This window comes from Rossellomorea arthrocnemi, from assembly GCF_904424705.1.
GTDB lineage: Bacteria > Bacillota > Bacilli > Bacillales > Bacillaceae_B > Rossellomorea > Rossellomorea arthrocnemi.
Genome location: NZ_CAJGBF010000002.1, coordinates 208,555 through 223,939, shown reverse-complemented (window position 1 = coordinate 223,939; position 15,385 = coordinate 208,555). Strand labels below are relative to the sequence as shown.

General features: G+C 43.7%; 17 protein-coding genes. 15 read left to right on the top strand and 2 right to left on the bottom strand.

Annotated elements, in window-relative coordinates:
- The first annotated feature begins 46 nt into the window (after positions 1 to 46).
- The 4 genes from BAA9072_RS04115 (at position 47) to BAA9072_RS04100 (ending at position 3,030) form a co-directional block, all read left to right on the top strand.
- A complete protein-coding gene (locus BAA9072_RS04115) occupies positions 47 to 703 on the top strand; it encodes an amino acid ABC transporter permease (RefSeq protein WP_201713428.1) in 657 nt (218 codons plus the stop codon).
- A complete protein-coding gene (locus tag BAA9072_RS04110; RefSeq protein ID WP_201713427.1) occupies positions 696 to 1,412 on the top strand; it encodes an amino acid ABC transporter ATP-binding protein in 717 nt (238 codons plus the stop codon). Before BAA9072_RS04115 ends, BAA9072_RS04110 begins: the two co-directional genes overlap by 8 nt.
- A 106-nt stretch (positions 1,413 to 1,518) precedes the next feature.
- Positions 1,519 to 2,505, top strand: a complete 987-nt coding sequence (locus tag BAA9072_RS04105) for an aromatic acid exporter family protein (protein WP_201713426.1) — start codon at positions 1,519 to 1,521, stop codon at positions 2,503 to 2,505.
- A gap of 21 nt (positions 2,506 to 2,526) precedes the next feature.
- On the top strand, positions 2,527 to 3,030 hold the full coding sequence (locus BAA9072_RS04100; protein ID WP_201713425.1) for a L,D-transpeptidase: 504 nt from the start codon (positions 2,527 to 2,529) through the stop codon (positions 3,028 to 3,030).
- Positions 3,031 to 3,082: 52 nt separating this feature from the next.
- Here the strand turns inward: BAA9072_RS04100 and prli42 are convergent, their stop codons facing one another.
- Positions 3,083 to 3,178, bottom strand: coding sequence for a stressosome-associated protein Prli42 (gene prli42, locus BAA9072_RS24430; RefSeq protein ID WP_201713424.1), 96 nt, complete (start codon positions 3,176 to 3,178; stop codon positions 3,083 to 3,085).
- Between the two features lie 188 nt (positions 3,179 to 3,366).
- Between prli42 and mce the strand changes: the two genes are divergently transcribed.
- The 11 genes from mce to BAA9072_RS04040 all read left to right on the top strand — a co-directional run bounded on the left by mce (position 3,367) and on the right by BAA9072_RS04040 (position 14,345).
- Positions 3,367 to 3,780, top strand: coding sequence for a methylmalonyl-CoA epimerase (gene mce / locus BAA9072_RS04090; protein WP_201713423.1), 414 nt, complete (start codon positions 3,367 to 3,369; stop codon positions 3,778 to 3,780).
- 5 nt (positions 3,781 to 3,785) lie between these two features.
- Positions 3,786 to 5,333, top strand: coding sequence for an acyl-CoA carboxylase subunit beta (locus tag BAA9072_RS04085; RefSeq protein WP_201713422.1), 1,548 nt, complete (start codon positions 3,786 to 3,788; stop codon positions 5,331 to 5,333).
- 75 nt (positions 5,334 to 5,408) lie between these two features.
- The gene (locus tag BAA9072_RS04080) at positions 5,409 to 6,533 is read left to right on the top strand and encodes a tripeptidase T (RefSeq protein WP_201713421.1); all 1,125 of its coding nucleotides are present in this window, start codon (positions 5,409 to 5,411) and stop codon (positions 6,531 to 6,533) included.
- Positions 6,534 to 6,959: 426 nt separating this feature from the next.
- Positions 6,960 to 7,430, top strand: a complete 471-nt coding sequence (locus tag BAA9072_RS04075) for a chemotaxis protein CheW (RefSeq protein ID WP_201713420.1) — start codon at positions 6,960 to 6,962, stop codon at positions 7,428 to 7,430.
- Positions 7,431 to 7,451: 21 nt separating this feature from the next.
- Positions 7,452 to 8,705, top strand: a complete 1,254-nt coding sequence (locus tag BAA9072_RS04070) for a DNA polymerase IV (RefSeq protein ID WP_201713419.1) — start codon at positions 7,452 to 7,454, stop codon at positions 8,703 to 8,705.
- Between the two features lie 162 nt (positions 8,706 to 8,867).
- The gene (gene gndA / locus BAA9072_RS04065) at positions 8,868 to 10,274 is read left to right on the top strand and encodes an NADP-dependent phosphogluconate dehydrogenase (RefSeq protein ID WP_201713418.1); all 1,407 of its coding nucleotides are present in this window, start codon (positions 8,868 to 8,870) and stop codon (positions 10,272 to 10,274) included.
- Between the two features lie 144 nt (positions 10,275 to 10,418).
- On the top strand, positions 10,419 to 11,342 hold the full coding sequence (locus BAA9072_RS04060; protein ID WP_201713417.1) for an AAA family ATPase: 924 nt from the start codon (positions 10,419 to 10,421) through the stop codon (positions 11,340 to 11,342).
- A complete protein-coding gene (locus tag BAA9072_RS04055; protein WP_201713416.1) occupies positions 11,339 to 12,172 on the top strand; it encodes a DUF58 domain-containing protein in 834 nt (277 codons plus the stop codon). Before BAA9072_RS04060 ends, BAA9072_RS04055 begins: the two co-directional genes overlap by 4 nt.
- Positions 12,173 to 12,201: 29 nt before the next feature.
- Positions 12,202 to 12,435, top strand: a complete 234-nt coding sequence (locus tag BAA9072_RS04050; RefSeq protein WP_201713415.1) for a hypothetical protein — start codon at positions 12,202 to 12,204, stop codon at positions 12,433 to 12,435.
- Positions 12,436 to 12,670: 235 nt separating this feature from the next.
- Complete coding sequence (locus BAA9072_RS04045) at positions 12,671 to 13,159, top strand: HIT family protein (protein ID WP_201713414.1); 489 nt, start codon at positions 12,671 to 12,673, stop codon at positions 13,157 to 13,159.
- Between the two features lie 82 nt (positions 13,160 to 13,241).
- Entirely contained in the window at positions 13,242 to 14,345 is a 1,104-nt protein-coding gene (locus BAA9072_RS04040) for an NADH:flavin oxidoreductase (RefSeq protein ID WP_201713413.1), read from the top strand.
- A gap of 414 nt (positions 14,346 to 14,759) precedes the next feature.
- Here the strand turns inward: BAA9072_RS04040 and BAA9072_RS04035 are convergent, their stop codons facing one another.
- A complete protein-coding gene (locus BAA9072_RS04035) occupies positions 14,760 to 15,380 on the bottom strand; it encodes a cyclase family protein (RefSeq protein ID WP_201713412.1) in 621 nt (206 codons plus the stop codon).
- Positions 15,381 to 15,385 lie beyond the last annotated feature (5 nt).

Below are 15,385 nucleotides of genomic sequence, written 5' to 3'. Positions count from 1 at the left end.
GTTAGCCTTTCTTATATAAATACCACCTATTTGAAAGGGGATTCTCATGCCACTTGATTTCGAACAACTGATTCCTTCAATCCCCTTTATTCTGGAAGGGTTGAAAGTCACACTTAAAATTGTCGGGTTAGCAGGAGTGCTTGGATTTGTATTCGGTATTCTTCTTGCCCTTTGTAAAATAAGCTCCATTAAACCATTAACGCTGCTTGCCGATGTTTATACATCTATTTTTAGAGGAACGCCTTTAGTACTTCAGCTGATGATCATCTTTTACGGTTCGCCCCAGCTTTTTGGTACACAGATTGAACCTTATTCAGCAGCGATCCTTGCCTTTTCCCTTAATTCTGCAGCCTATATATCTGAAATCATCCGTGCAGGGATCAATGCAGTGGATAAAGGTCAAACGGAAGCCGCAATGGCCCTCGGAGTTCCGTATCGTTTGATGATGAAAGACTTGATACTGCCTCAGGCGATAAAAAATATCCTGCCTGCTTTAATGAATGAATTCATCACCCTCACCAAGGAATCAGCCATCGTTACCGTCATTGGTGCAGCAGATGTGATGAGGAGATCTTATATGGTCGGAAGTGATTTGTATTCCTTCTTTGAACCGCTTCTATTCGCAGGACTCATCTATTATGTACTCGTCATGATTCTGACTTTACTCGGGAAAGTGCTTGAAGGGAGGTTGCGCAATGATTAAGGGAGAAAAGATTACCAAGTCTTTTGGCAAACTGAAGGTATTAAAAGGAATCGATTTCTCGGTACAAAAAGGGGAAGTTGTCGCTTTAATCGGTCCATCCGGTTCAGGGAAATCCACATTATTGCGGTGCCTGAACCATTTAGAAGAACCGACAACAGGATCGATTTACTATGAAGAAGTTCTCATAAAGGGGAAAAACATCAACAAGGTAAGACAAGATGTAGGCATGGTGTTTCAGCATTTTCACCTGTTCCCCCATATGACCGCTTTGGAAAATGTCATTTACGCGCCAAAGAAAGTGAAGGGCATGACCAAAACGGAAGCTGAGAAATTAGGGACGGACCTCCTGACAAAAGTCGGTTTGAAAGAAAAAAGCGATGAATATCCGAACCGTTTATCAGGCGGGCAAAAGCAGCGTGTAGCAATAGCACGGGCGCTTGCCATGGAGCCGAAAGTCATGTTATTCGATGAACCGACATCTGCCCTCGATCCTGAAATGGTGAAAGAGGTTCTTGACGTAATGAAATCACTTGCTCATACAGGGATGACGATGATCATAGTAACCCATGAAATGGGGTTTGCACGAGAGGTGGCGGACAGTATCCTGTTTATGGATGATGGAAAGATCATTGAAGAAGGAGAGCCGCGCACCTTTTTCTCTAATCCACAAAGTGCGAGGGGACAAGAATTCCTTGAAAAAATATTGTAAGAAAGAGAGGGATTAACGGCATCAGTCGTTCATCCTTCTTTTCCTGTCCATCCCTGTTTATGGTATTCTAAAGAGGCTAAAAAAAGAAGAGTTAGGAGAAAGATGAATGTTTCGAATAGGATATCGGACACTTAAGACAGGAATCGGCACAGCGGTTGCCATAAGCATTGCACAGTGGTTCCATCTAGATAACTTTGTTTCAGCCGGGATATTGACGATACTGTGCATTCAAAATACAAAGAAAAAATCGGTTAACGCCTCATGGAGTCGTTTCCTGGCGTGTGTGATCGCCATGGTTTTTTCTGCCGCCTTTTTCGAATTCCTTGCTTATCACCCAGCCATTATTGGTTTGCTGCTCCTAGTCTTCATTCCAATCACTGTTGCGCTCAACATAAAAGAAGGGATTGTCACGAGTTCCGTCATCATTCTCCATGTGTACTCAGCTGGACACGTTACCCTGGGCCTTTTTGAGAATGAATTGGGGATAATCGTGATCGGGATTGGAATTGCACTCCTGATGAACTTGTATATGCCAAGCGTTGATAAAAAGATGATTGAATACCAGGAAAAAATCGAAGCGAATTTTTATAAGATCTTCTGTGAAATGATCAATTATTTAAAGACGAACAACAGTGAGTGGGACGGTAAGGAAATCACGGAAACGGAGCAATTGCTCAAAGAAGCGAAGACGATTGCCTTTAAAGATGTGGAAAATCACTTTTTAAGAGACGAGAACTTATACTATTTATATTTCAAAATGAGGGAAAAACAATTTGAAATCCTTCAGCGTATCCTGCCGATTGCTACATCCATCTCGTTAACTGTCGAGCAGGGACATCGCATAGCAGAATTCCTGGAAGAGCTCAGTGATCATATTCATCCTGGAAATACCGCCTTGTTTTACTTAAAAAAATTGTACGACATGAAAGTGGAATTTGAACTAATGGAGTTACCAAAAACAAGGGAAGAGTTTGAAACCCGGGCTGCCCTTTATCAGTTTGTTCAGGAGATGGAGCAATACCTCCTGTTGAAAAGTTCGTTTAAAGGAATTAAAAAGGATGAAAATGAACAAAGAGAAGTAAACTACACCTAACACAGGAAAAAGGGTGATAGGATGCGTTTACTTCTTGCCATTATATTGTTTGCATCTCCCATCTGGCCACTTGGAAGAAACCCTATACCGGGGGATCCGTTTATCATTGTGAACAAGGAAAATAATCAATTAGCGTATGTAGACGATGCAAAAATCCAGGGTACCTTTCCTGTCGCTACAGGGAAAACAACCACACTAACTCCGGAAGGTCTATTTAATGTCACAGTTAAAGCCAAAAACCCCTATTATCGTAAAAAGAACATCCCTGGCGGTGACCCGAGAAACCCGCTCGGGTCGAGATGGATAGGCTTTGATGCAAAAGGGACGGACGGAAGAATATATGGAATTCACGGGACGAACCAGCCTTCAAGTATAGGGAGATATATCTCGAACGGATGCATCAGGATGCACAGCAAAGATGTTGAATATCTGTTTGATAAAGCACCGGTCGGCACCAAAGTCCTCGTCGTGAAGACAAAGAAAAGCTTTCATCAGCTTGGAAAAGAATATGGAGCACTAAAATAAAGAGGATCTGCTTTTCGACCGTGTCGTAAAGCAGATCCTCTTTATTTTATCTTTATAGTAAGAATGTCAGTCCTGCCATGATCGTTGATGCAATCATTGCAAACAGCATAACAAATACAATTATTTTTTGCATTTTTTTATTGCCCATCGTATCGCTCCATTCTCCCACGTAAGCATGAGATAATTTTCAATTCTATTTTATCGCGAATGATGAGAGAAGACAACCACTGGAATAAAAGAAAACGCTTCAATTATTCGTCTGGATAGGAGGAAATTCGACATCAAGTATGGAATACTATATGGGTGGAGCATGCAAACAACAGGGGGATGATAGGGATGAAAAAGGTAGATCATATCGGAATAGCAGTTTCATCAATAGACAATGTTCTCGCATTTTACGAAGGTACACTGGGTCTTACACTACTAAAGATTGAAGAAGTAGGTAATCAGGGTGTAAAGGTAGCATTCATGGATAGCGGAAATATTAAGCTTGAGTTATTGGAGCCACTACATAAAGCAAGCCCGATCGCGGCATTCATTGAAAAAAAAGGAGAAGGGATTCACCATATAGCCTTTGGTGTAGAAGGAATCGAGGAGCGAATCCAGGAGCTTCAAACCAAAGGGATCCAGATGATCAACGAAACACCAAAGCCGGGTGCCGGCGGAGCTTCAGTTGCATTTTTGCATCCGAAATCAGCGCACGGCGTTTTATACGAGCTTTGTGATAAATCCAACATCAAAGGGGAATGAACATTATGGATATTTATGAAAAAATCAATGAATTATACGACCGCAGAAGAGAAGTGGAGCTAGGCGGCGGAGATAAAAAAATAGACAAACAGCACGAAAAAGGAAAATTAACTGCGAGAGAACGAATCGATATTTTAGTGGATCCGGGCAGCTTTGTTGAACTGAATCCATTCATTGAGCATCGCTGTTCAGACTTTGGCCTGGAAGGTGTTCAGGGGCCAGGAGATGGAGTAGTGACAGGTTATGGAAAAGTAAATGGAAATCCCATCTATTTATTTTCTCAGGATTTCACCGTATTTGGAGGAGCATTGGGGGAAATGCATGCGAAGAAGATTTCACATGTCATGGATCTGGCAGTCAAAAATGGTGCGCCTTTCATTGGATTAAATGATTCTGGTGGGGCAAGAATTCAAGAAGGAGTTGTGTCTTTAGATGGATATGGGCATATCTTCTATCGAAACTCCATTTATTCAGGCGTAATCCCACAAATATCCGTAATCATGGGACCTTGTGCCGGAGGAGCGGTTTATTCCCCTGCCATCACGGATTTTGTATTTATGGTGGATGAAACGAGTCAAATGTTCATCACAGGACCTAAAGTCATTGAAACTGTCACAGGTGAGAAAATCAGCTCTGAAGATTTAGGCGGGGCTAAGGTTCATAACTCCATAAGCGGAAATGCCCATTTCAGAGGAAAAACCGAGGAAGAGGTATTACAAGAGGTTCGAAGGTTATTAACGTACCTCCCTCAAAATAACGAGGAAAAACCCCCTCGCTTAGAAACGAATGAAGAAGACGATTACCGTGCCAACTTAACTGACTTGATTCCATTCGATGCAATCCGTCCTTACGACGTCCGTACGGTCATCAATGAAATTGTCGATGAAAGCAGCTTTATGGAAGTTCAGAAGGAATTCGCCAAAAACATCGTTGTTGGACTTGCTCGCATTAAAGGCGAGGTTGTTGGACTTGTATGTAATCAGCCGAAGTTCATGGCAGGTGGGCTTGACATCGACTCTTCTGATAAAGCGTCCCGGTTCATCAGGTTCTGTGATTCCTTCAATATCCCATTAATCACATTCGAAGATGTAACGGGATTCTTCCCGGGGATTAAGCAGGAACATGGAGGAATCATCCGTCATGGAGCAAAGATTCTATATGCTTATTCTGAAGCGACAGTCCCGAAAATGACTGTAATTCTAAGGAAAGCTTATGGTGGAGCATACGTAGCACTGAATAGTAAATCAATCGGCGCTGATTTAGTATTTGCGTGGCCAAATGCTGAGATTGCCGTTATGGGGCCACAAGGAGCAGCGAATATCATTTTTGCCAGGGAAATTGCAAACAGTGACAAGCCTGAAGAGCTTCGAGAACAGAAAATCGAGGAGTATCGTGAGAAATTCGCGAATCCATATGTCGCCGCATCCCGTGGAATGGTGGATGATGTCATCGATCCCCGTGAAACACGGATCAAACTGATTCAAGGACTGGAAATGATGAGAAACAAACGGGAAGAACGTCCGAAGAAAAAGCATGGCAATATTCCGTTGTAAAGTGCTGCCATTTGTTGTACTCGGATATTCACGCTATACTATAGTAGTGAATACATATTTGTGGAGGTCTATTAAATGATTAATGAAGAGCGTTTATTAAATGAATTCCTGGAATTGGTTCAGATCGATTCTGAAACGAAAGAAGAAGCAGAAATTGCAAAGGTTTTAACAAAGAAATTCTCTGAACTTGGAGTAGAGGTCTTTGAAGACGACACCATGGGTGAAACGGGCCACGGTGCCGGTAACCTGATCTGTACATTGAAAGGGAATAAAGAAGGCGTAGATACCATTTACTTTACTTCTCATATGGATACAGTCGTTCCTGCACAAGGGGTTAAGCCTACGCTTAAAGAAGACGGCTATATTTATTCAGATGGAACAACCATCCTTGGTGCCGATGACAAAGCGGGACTTGCCACCATGCTTGAATCAGTGCGTGTTCTTAAGGAAAATAATATTTCCCATGGTGACATCCAGTTCATCATCACGGTAGGGGAGGAATCAGGTTTGGTTGGAGCGAAAGCCCTTGACTCATCCCTGGTTAAAGCGAAATATGGTTTCGCCCTTGATAGTGATGGCAAAGTCGGTAACATCATCGTAGCGGCACCGACACAGGCAAAAGTGAAAGCAACGATTTATGGGAAAACGGCCCATGCAGGCGTTGCTCCTGAGAAAGGCGTTTCGGCCATCACCATTGCAGCAAAAGCGATCTCTAAAATGCCGCTTGGCCGTATCGATGAAGAAACGACTGCAAATATTGGCCGCTTTGAAGGGGGAAAAGCAACGAATATCGTATGCGAACAAGCGGATATCCTTGCTGAGGCACGTTCCCTGATTCCGGAAAAAATGGAAGCACAGGTAGAAAAAATGAAAGCTGCCTTCACTTCGGTTGCCGAAGAAATGGGCGGAAAAGCGGAAGTCGAAGTTCAAGTCATGTACCCAGGCTTCAAGTTCAAAGACGGTGACGAAGTAGTGGAAGTGGCAAAACGTGCCGCAAAGAAAATCGGCCGCCCAAGTGAGCTGCTAACAAGTGGAGGCGGAAGCGATGCCAACGTCATCGCAGGATTCGGAGTGCCGACTGTCAACCTGGCTGTGGGCTACGAAGAAATCCACACGAAGAGCGAAAGAATGCCTGTAGAAGAATTAAACAAGCTCTCTGAAATGGTTGTCGCAATCATTCAAGAAGTCGCTGGGGAATAGAAAAGCGCAGCCGGTTCGTTCAGGCCCGACAAGCATAAGATGAATCTGGCGGAAAGGCGTACTTTGCCTTTTTGCCGGATTTAGCATATGACCTCGAGGGCCTAGCCGGCGGAGCTGGACAAATAGAAAAGCGGAAGGGCTTTGCCCAGAGGCGACAAGCATAAGGCGAACATACCGGAAAGGCGTACTATGCCTTTTTGGTATGTTTGACTTATGACCTCGAGCCTCTAAGCCCTGTAGCTGGACAAATAGAAAAGCGCAGCCGGCTCGTTCAGGCCCGACAAGCATAATACATCCAAATGTCCACGAACAAAAGGTTATCCTTTTCGTTCGTGGACATTTTCTTCTTTCAAATCAGCACCTAAACTTTCTATAATGTGGTACATTAGTAGTATACATATCAGAAGTTCGAGAGGGGACGGTATAATGCCGAAAGTAGTTGTATTTCATGCTGGAAAAGAAGAGTATGCTCTGCCGATTGAGAACGTAGTATCAATCGAAAAGGTGGAAGAAGTGAGGGCCATACCTCATTTGCCTTCATTTGTACGTGGGATTTCTAAAGTGAGGGATGAGCTGGTTCCGGTCTTGGATTTAGGGGATATCCTGTATCATACTTCTGCAGATAATATAAGTGGGATGTTTCTCCTCGTCATTCACACAGAAACGATGCAGGTCGGTCTGGTCGTAAAAGAAGCAAAAGAAATCCTTGAAGTACCTCATGAATCATTCACGAATGTGGGGTTACTTGCCTATTCTAAAACTAATTATTTCTCCGGGATCATTAATCTTGAGGACTCAATGATCACCCAAATTGATCCGAATGTTTTAGTAGGAAGCCTGGAAGGTATAAAAGAAATAAAAGATTATGTAGACGAGCAAAAAACACATCAAAACTAGACAAAGAAAGCCGCGATTGAAATGAACTCACACTATCCCAAAAACGGACGAGTGATCCTTCATGTTGATATGAACAGTTTTTATGCCTCTGTAGAGATGGCCTTTGACCCTACTCTACGGGGAAAACCTTTGGCAATAGCCGGGAACCCGAAGGAAAGGCGGGGCATCATCGTGACATGCAGCTACGAAGCCAGAAGCTTCGGTGTGAAGACGACAATGCCTCTTTGGGAGGCGAAAAAATTATGTCCGAATCTGGTCATCATGACCCCTAACTTCGATCGCTATCGAGCGGCCTCCAAAGGACTATTCGATATCCTCAGACAATATTCAGAATTAGTGGAACCCGTCTCGATTGATGAAGGATATCTTGATATTACGGATTCCTTTGAAAAAGGCACCCCATTACAAATAGCCTCTGACATTCAATCCCAGATTAAGGGACAGCTTGATCTTCCTTGCAGTATCGGGGTGGCACCCAATAAGTTTTTGGCCAAGACCGCATCCGATATGAAAAAACCGATGGGAATCACTGTTTTGCGGAAACGGGATATTCCACAAAAGCTCTGGCCTCTACCGGTCATCGAAATGCATGGGATTGGCCAAAAGACCTCCGAAAAATTAAATTCAATTGGCATACATACGTGTAACGAACTTGCTCATGCCAATGATTTACAACTGAAGACGCTACTCGGGATCAATGGTCTCCGTCTCAAAGAACGTGCCAATGGGATTGACAGAAGAAGCGTTGATCCCGAATCGATTTATGATTATAAAAGTGTAGGCAATTCCACTACATTACCGAAGGATACGACGAATCAGCATGAGCTATTAACCGTAGTAGAGAAGCTGTGTGCCAAGGTATCGTCACGCCTTCAACAGAAAGACGTACTGGGAACAACAATACAGCTGATGATTCGTGATAAATTCAGGAAGACCATCACAAGAAGCAAAAAGGTGGAAAACCCCATTTATAAAAAGGAAGATGTATTCCACCATGCAAAAGATTTATTTTTGAAGCATTGGGATGGTGATCCCGTAAGGCTTCTTGGGGTCACTGCCCAGGATGTGGTGGAGAAAAGTGAAGCAACCGAGCAGCTGGACTTATTCTCTTATAAAAAGGTGGCCGAAAAGGAACCTCTCTACAATGTTTTATCCCAGCTTCATGACAAGTTCGGTAAAGATTCCATCTCTCAAGGGGTAAAAGCGAAGAATAAGAAGAAGTCCTTTGATCCGAAACAGGACACAAGCTTCAACAAAGATTTTTTAAGGGAATGACAGGTGAAAAAGGGGAAACCTTAGTATAGATAACATGTTTCAAACGGATTATTTGCATCGTAGCTCCATTCTTGTTAGATTGAAATAGACTTTAGTCATTCATTTAATAAAGCTGATGAAACATTCAAAAATCATTATTCTATAGATGAAAGGACGTTGACTATGCCTCAGGAAATTGGTGTTATCGGCTTAGCCGTTATGGGGAAAAATTTAGCATGGAATATTGAAAGCAGAGGATACTCTGTTTCTGTTTACAATCGTTCAGGTGAAAAAACGAAAGAAATGGTGAATGAATCGGAAGGCAAGAATGTCATTCCTACATATACGATAGAAGAATTTGTGAACTCGTTGGAAAAGCCTCGAAAGATTCTATTGATGGTCAAAGCGGGAAATCCGACAGATGCGACCATCGAACAATTAAAGCCTTACCTCGAAAAAGGGGATATTCTGATAGATGGAGGAAATACGTTCTTCGAAGACACACGTCGACGCAATCAGGAATTAAGCGAACTTGGCATTCATTTCATCGGGACGGGTGTTTCCGGTGGTGAGGAAGGTGCCCTTACAGGACCATCCATCATGCCTGGCGGACAGAAGGAAGCATATGATTTAGTTGCCCCTATTCTGAAAGATATCGCAGCGAAGGTGGACGGAGATCCTTGTACGACATATATCGGTCCGGATGGCGCCGGTCACTATGTGAAAATGGTGCACAACGGAATCGAGTACGGAGATATGCAGCTGATCGCAGAATCGTACTTCCTGATGAAAAATGTCCTCGAATTAAGTGCAGAAGAACTGCATGAAGTATTTGCCGACTGGAATAAAGGCGAGCTTGACAGCTATTTGATCGAAATCACTGCAGATATCTTCACGAAGAAAGACGAAGAAACCGGTAAGCCTATGGTAGATGTTATCCTGGATAAAGCCGGTCAAAAAGGTACAGGTAAATGGACAAGCCAAAGTGCTTTGGACCTTGGTGTTTCCTTACCGATCATCACAGAATCTGTCTTTGCCCGTTTCATTTCAGCCATTAAAGATGAGCGTGTAAAAGCAAGCAAAATGCTGAAAGGTCCAGACACGAAACCATTCCAAGGCGATAAAAAAGCGTTAGTTGAATCAATCCGCAAAGCCCTTTACATGAGTAAGATTTGTTCGTATGCTCAAGGCTTCGCACAAATGCGGTCTGCATCTGATGAATACAATTGGGATCTTCAATATGGGGATATCGCCATGATCTTCCGAGGAGGATGCATCATCCGTGCTCAATTCCTTCAAAAGATCAAAGAAGCATATGACCGTGAATTCAATCTGACAAACCTTTTACTCGATTCTTACTTTAAAGAGATCGTTGAAAGCTACCAGTATGCATTGCGCGAAGTCATCAGCGTGGCCGTTCAGAATGGAGTTCCTGTCCCTGGATTCTCTGCTGCCCTATCTTATTACGACAGCTACCGCACAGAAACTCTTCCCGCGAACCTGATCCAGGCTCAGCGCGACTACTTCGGTGCACACACCTACGAACGTGTGGATAAAGAAGGTATTTTCCACACGGAATGGATGAAATAATTAAATGAAAAAGCCTCTTTCCTTATTAGGGAAGGGGCTTTTATGATTCATGTAAATATATACTTAATTTTCGAAAAAATCATCTCTCACCAGTCCCGGTATGTGTGTTACCATTATATTACATATATAGATGGGGGTGGAGGCATGCTTCAAACGATTAAAGATAATATAGCAAGAGTCATGATTGATAAAGAGAAAGAGATAGAGTTAATGATCATTGCTTTATTGAGTGATGGTCATGTTTTACTGGAAGATGTACCGGGTACGGGAAAAACAACGATGGCAAAATGTTTTTCGAAAAGTATCGACGGGTCGTTCAACCGCCTGCAGTTTACACCCGATACGCTTCCCTCGGATATCGTGGGGCAGGAATATTTCGATGTGAAATCAAGCGACTTTAAAGTCCGAAAGGGGCCGGTGTTTAATAACGTCCTCCTTATCGATGAGATCAACCGCGCAGTTCCGAGAACCCAGTCCGCGCTTCTTGAACTGATGGAAGAAAAGCATGTCACGCTTGGAGGGGTAACGTATCATTTACCAAAGCCATTTTGTGTCATCGCCACGCAGAATCCATATGACTCCATCGGTACCTTCCCATTGCCGGATGCACAGCTCGACCGCTTCCTGCTCACTATTAGGCAAGGGTACCCTTCTCCTGAAAATGAAAAAGTGATGCTAAGGAGATTCCGTTCATCCAATCCCCTTGAAACCATCGAGAGTGTCATATCCATTGAAGAGATCATACAGTTAAAAAAAAGAGTAAAAGATGTCCTGGTTTCTGCAGAAATGGAAGATTATTTGATGGAAATCGTTCAAAAGACAAGGCATCATCAATTTGTGGATGTAGGGGTAAGTCCCCGTGGATCCATAGCCTACATGAGGGCGATCCAATCAAGGGCTTTCCTGTACGGAAGAGAGTTCAGTACGCCTGAAGATGTGAAGGAACTTGCGCTGCCTCTATTGGCACACAGAATCTCGTTGAATGTGGAAGGGGAAGTGAAGACATCGAAAGAAGGAATTATACAGGAAATCCTTGATCACGTTTCTGTTCCGGTCGAAACATCATGAAAATCCATAAGGAACCACCCATTATTTTCGCACCACTGGTTTTGATCTTGAACGTTATCCTGATCATCATCAGCAGTTTCGCAGGGTATAGCTTCCTTGTATTTCTTTTCTTCCTGATTCTCTCTTTCGCTCTCTTCTCAAGGATTTACTTGAATATCCAACATAAAAAAATCTCATGGAGCATAAAGAAATACCATGACGCTACAAGTATCGATGAAACCATTACCTGCTATGTCGAGATCAGGAATGATTCTGCGCTCCCTATGTACCAGCTCAAAATGAACATAGAGACCAGAAGTGACCGTGAACTCGTTTTCACAAGCGTTGATGGTGAGAGGAGCATCTACACACTGTCTCTGGATCTCCCGGCTAAAGCACAAAAGACAATTTCGGTCACCCTAAAGGGTAAAGGCAGGGGGATCCATCACTGGAGCAATCTAGAATTCATAGTGAGAGATCCCTTATCCCTGCAAACCTATCGCGTGGAATATGAGGAGGAAGAACTCCCGTCATTCAAAGTCCTTCCCCGGATAGGCAAGATTCATGATTTAAAGCTTAAATCCATGCTTCAAGGATATAAACAGACCAACTACTCCCTGTTTCTGGATGAGACGAGCATCATAGGGACCAAAGATTATGAGAATGAAAGTTTCAGGCATATCCACTGGCTTGCGACAGCCAAAGAGAACAGGCTCCTAGCGAAAAAATATCAGAAAGTCCACGGGGATGTTTATTCCGTCTTCCTCAACATGGTCGGAGCAGGGCAGTTTCATCTCAGGAGAGATATGGAGGAATTGATCGAATATACTGTGTCTGTCGCCTGTATTTGATCAAAGAGGGATGCAAGGTGGAACTGTGGGTGAATTATGCGACGGAGCATCATGATGTCATGCGTCTCAAAAACGACCTCGAACGCACACAATTGAGAAAGTTGATCGAGACACTGGCACTCATCAACCCAAACGGGAGATTCTTCTCAACCGACAGCTTCTTTCGATATTCATTGAGGGCTAAAGATAATAAATCACTTGGCTTAATCATCGGAACTCCACCTGAGCTGAACAGACGTGAACATCTTCTGCACATCAAGTAGTAACAGATAGAGGAAGGGGGGATATGCCCGAAAAAAGTAGGGATAACATTTCTTTTTATCCTCATCTGTGCATGCACGAGCATGATATTTTACTTAGGGAAATTTTACAATAGCTCCCTTTTTGAAGTGGGGATATAAATTGAGAAGCATGCATTACAAATAGTACTGAAGACTACAAACTTCATCTTCGTGCAGTAGTATGATTTCTGAAAAAATAGCGAGTAGTGGGGGACATATGAGACAAATCACATTATCAAATGGCAAACAAGTGGAGGTCGCTTGTCTAAGCTGTGCATTGACAAGCGGCTTGATCGAACCTGATGGCGGGGTAGTGCTCGAAACGGCGTATTTCCATGCCCATCAGGATGTGGCTTATCCAATCAAGGGTTTGATCATTTTGGCCTCCAAAAGGCATATTACGTGTTTTGATGAACTGACTGAGGCGGAGAAACTTGATTATATCAACTGCTTGACCCGAATCAGAAAAGCTCAGAGGGATGTATTGGGAATCGAATATGTTTATTATTTTTACAATGAGGACACAACGCATCACTTCCATACATGGATGGTTCCACGCTACGAATGGATGTATGAATTCGGTAGGTCTGTCGAGTCGGTCAGACCCGTACTCCTTCATGCAAGAAATGAGATGAATGGTGAACAAAACGTAAGGGAAGTGATGGCAGCGATTCATGCACTTTCGAGAGAATTACATAGAGGCTGAATGTGAATGGAAACAGATTTCTTTGATTTTCGGTTCGGGTTTGAAATAATGAAAATGCATGAAGAAAAGAGGAGGCATTTCAATGAGTCAAACCAATATATCGACAGAACCATTATTCAGACCATTCAAAAGTGAGAAGTTACAGCTATCCAATCGTACAGTGATGGCGCCAATGACACGGGGGTTCTCCCCAAATGGAGTACCTGATAAAGATGTTGCAGCCTATTATCGACGCAGAGCTGAAAATGGTGTAGGGTTGATTGTTACGGAAGGAACCGGAATCAACCATCCAGCTTCTGTTTCAGGAGCGAGCATCCCTCTGTTCTATGGTGAAGAGGCTCAGAACGGCTGGGCCGAAGTCGTAAAGGAAGTCCACAACGCTGGTGGCAAGATCGTTCCACAGCTTTGGCATGTGGGGATGACACGTAAAATGGGGGAGCTCCCAAATGAAGAAGCGTTGCCTGTTGGACCATCTGGGCTAAGCTTAGCAGGTGAAAAAATAACAGAGCCGATGTCGGAAGAAGAAGTCGTAATGATGGTGGAAGCCTACGCTCAGGCAGCAGCAGATGCCAAACGGCTTGGTTTTGACGGCATAGAGCTTCACGGTGCACATGGATATTTAATTGATCAATTCTTCTGGTCGCATACGAACCATCGTACGGACCGATATGGAGGAGACATGGTCGGAAGGACCCGGTTTGCCGTTGAGGTGATTGAAGCATGTCGTCGTGAAGTGGGACCTGATTTCCCAATCATCTTCCGTTTTTCACAATGGAAAATGAATGATTTCAACGCAAAGCTTGCAACGACCCCTGATGAACTGGATCGTTTCCTTGAGCCTCTTGTGAAAGCAGGCGTGGATATTTTTCATTGCTCGACACGCCGTTTCTGGGAGCCGGAATTTGAAGGATCTGACTTGAATCTTGCCGGCTGGACGAAAAAGCTGACAGGTAAACCTGTGGTATCGGTCGGATCGGTTGGACTCGATGGTGAATTCACTAGCTTCTCAGGTGCGGGTACAACAAGCCTGGATGGTCTGATCCAAAGACTGGACAGTGGAGAATTCGATCTGGTCGCCATCGGGCGATCACTCCTGCAGGACCCTGAATGGGTAAGGAAAGTCGAGGAAGGCAGAGCAGATGACCTGCTGCCATTTGATAAGGAAGCTTTGAAAAAATTGTATTAGGGCAGAACTAGGTGTCTCATAGAATGAGGCACCTGTTTTTTTGTGTTTTCACTCCAATGACGCGCCGGGCCGTTTGGAAGCTGGTTGTAAACGATAACCATTCTTTTTATTCACAATTTGGAACGAGTCTCGGTGAAAGTGACACTCGTTTGTTCTGAACTGGCACGAGTTCTTTGTGAAAGTAGCACAAGTTTTCCTCAAACTGGTACTGGTTCCGCTATAGTGGCCTCCGCAATTCAAAAACAACTTCATTTTCTTCAGTAAATCAGCCTTCATTCACCTGGGCAATTCTTACATGTTCAATAGAGCTTGAAAATCTACGAAAACACACCACAATGATCTGAAAAGGTCAGTAAAAGAGGTCCCCTCAAAAAAAACTCCCCGGCCATAAGCCAGAGAGTCTACATCAAATATTTACCCGATCATTTCATCAAACAACAGCACGCGTGCCGGTGATGCATCGGTATTTTGAATTTTAAGTGGTGCTGCCACCATGAAGTACTGGCCAGCTTTGATGTCTTTCAACTGAAGGCCTTCCATGATGATGACGCCGCTACCCATCAGGCTGCGGTGTGTGGGGTGACCTTCCTGGGCTCTTTCGATACCCAGTGCGTCGATCCCCACGCCTGAGATCTTCTTCTCGGCAAGGTATGCTGCAGCGTCTTCAGCTACATAGATGAAGTCAAAGTTGAATTCTGTATCCCATGAATTCTTCGTTTTGAAGAGGATGAAGTCATTCTCTTCAATGTCTAATCCGTTGATATCCTTAAGACTGATTTTTTCATCGACTTCTGTTACATCAAATACTTTAACAGGGCGGACGAGCTTCTCGATATCAATGGTTTCAATCGTCTCGCCGTCGTTGATCATGTGCAGGGGAGCGTCCACATGGGTTCCTGTATGAACGTCCAAAGAGAGTCTTGACTCCGTCACATGGCCGTTTGTGTTCGTTTCAATCGTCGGTTGTTTCTCCGGCTTGTTCTTATAAACGGGCATCCCGTTAAAGATTGGGGCTGTTACATCAAATATTTTCATTGTTC

What these genes read in the sequence shown, in the direction of transcription:
- gndA (WP_201713418.1), top strand. Translation starts at nt 8,868, where the DNA reads ATGCCTCAGGAAATTGGTGTTATCGGCTTAGCCGTTATGGGGAAAAAT.
- BAA9072_RS04100 (WP_201713425.1), top strand. Translation starts at nt 2,527, where the DNA reads ATGCGTTTACTTCTTGCCATTATATTGTTTGCATCTCCCATCTGGCCA.
- BAA9072_RS04040 (WP_201713413.1), top strand. Translation starts at nt 13,242, where the DNA reads ATGAGTCAAACCAATATATCGACAGAACCATTATTCAGACCATTCAAA.
- BAA9072_RS04045 (WP_201713414.1), top strand. Translation starts at nt 12,671, where the DNA reads ATGAGACAAATCACATTATCAAATGGCAAACAAGTGGAGGTCGCTTGT.
- BAA9072_RS04075 (WP_201713420.1), top strand. Translation starts at nt 6,960, where the DNA reads ATGCCGAAAGTAGTTGTATTTCATGCTGGAAAAGAAGAGTATGCTCTG.
- BAA9072_RS04060 (WP_201713417.1), top strand. Translation starts at nt 10,419, where the DNA reads ATGCTTCAAACGATTAAAGATAATATAGCAAGAGTCATGATTGATAAA.
- BAA9072_RS04080 (WP_201713421.1), top strand. Translation starts at nt 5,409, where the DNA reads ATGATTAATGAAGAGCGTTTATTAAATGAATTCCTGGAATTGGTTCAG.
- BAA9072_RS04115 (WP_201713428.1), top strand. Translation starts at nt 47, where the DNA reads ATGCCACTTGATTTCGAACAACTGATTCCTTCAATCCCCTTTATTCTG.
- BAA9072_RS04070 (WP_201713419.1), top strand. Translation starts at nt 7,452, where the DNA reads ATGAACTCACACTATCCCAAAAACGGACGAGTGATCCTTCATGTTGAT.
- BAA9072_RS04110 (WP_201713427.1), top strand. Translation starts at nt 696, where the DNA reads ATGATTAAGGGAGAAAAGATTACCAAGTCTTTTGGCAAACTGAAGGTA.
- BAA9072_RS04085 (WP_201713422.1), top strand. Translation starts at nt 3,786, where the DNA reads ATGGATATTTATGAAAAAATCAATGAATTATACGACCGCAGAAGAGAA.
- BAA9072_RS04105 (WP_201713426.1), top strand. Translation starts at nt 1,519, where the DNA reads ATGTTTCGAATAGGATATCGGACACTTAAGACAGGAATCGGCACAGCG.
- BAA9072_RS04055 (WP_201713416.1), top strand. Translation starts at nt 11,339, where the DNA reads ATGAAAATCCATAAGGAACCACCCATTATTTTCGCACCACTGGTTTTG.
- mce (WP_201713423.1), top strand. Translation starts at nt 3,367, where the DNA reads ATGAAAAAGGTAGATCATATCGGAATAGCAGTTTCATCAATAGACAAT.
- BAA9072_RS04035 (WP_201713412.1), bottom strand. Translation starts at nt 15,380, where the DNA reads ATGAAAATATTTGATGTAACAGCCCCAATCTTTAACGGGATGCCCGTT.
- prli42 (WP_201713424.1), bottom strand. Translation starts at nt 3,178, where the DNA reads ATGGGCAATAAAAAAATGCAAAAAATAATTGTATTTGTTATGCTGTTT.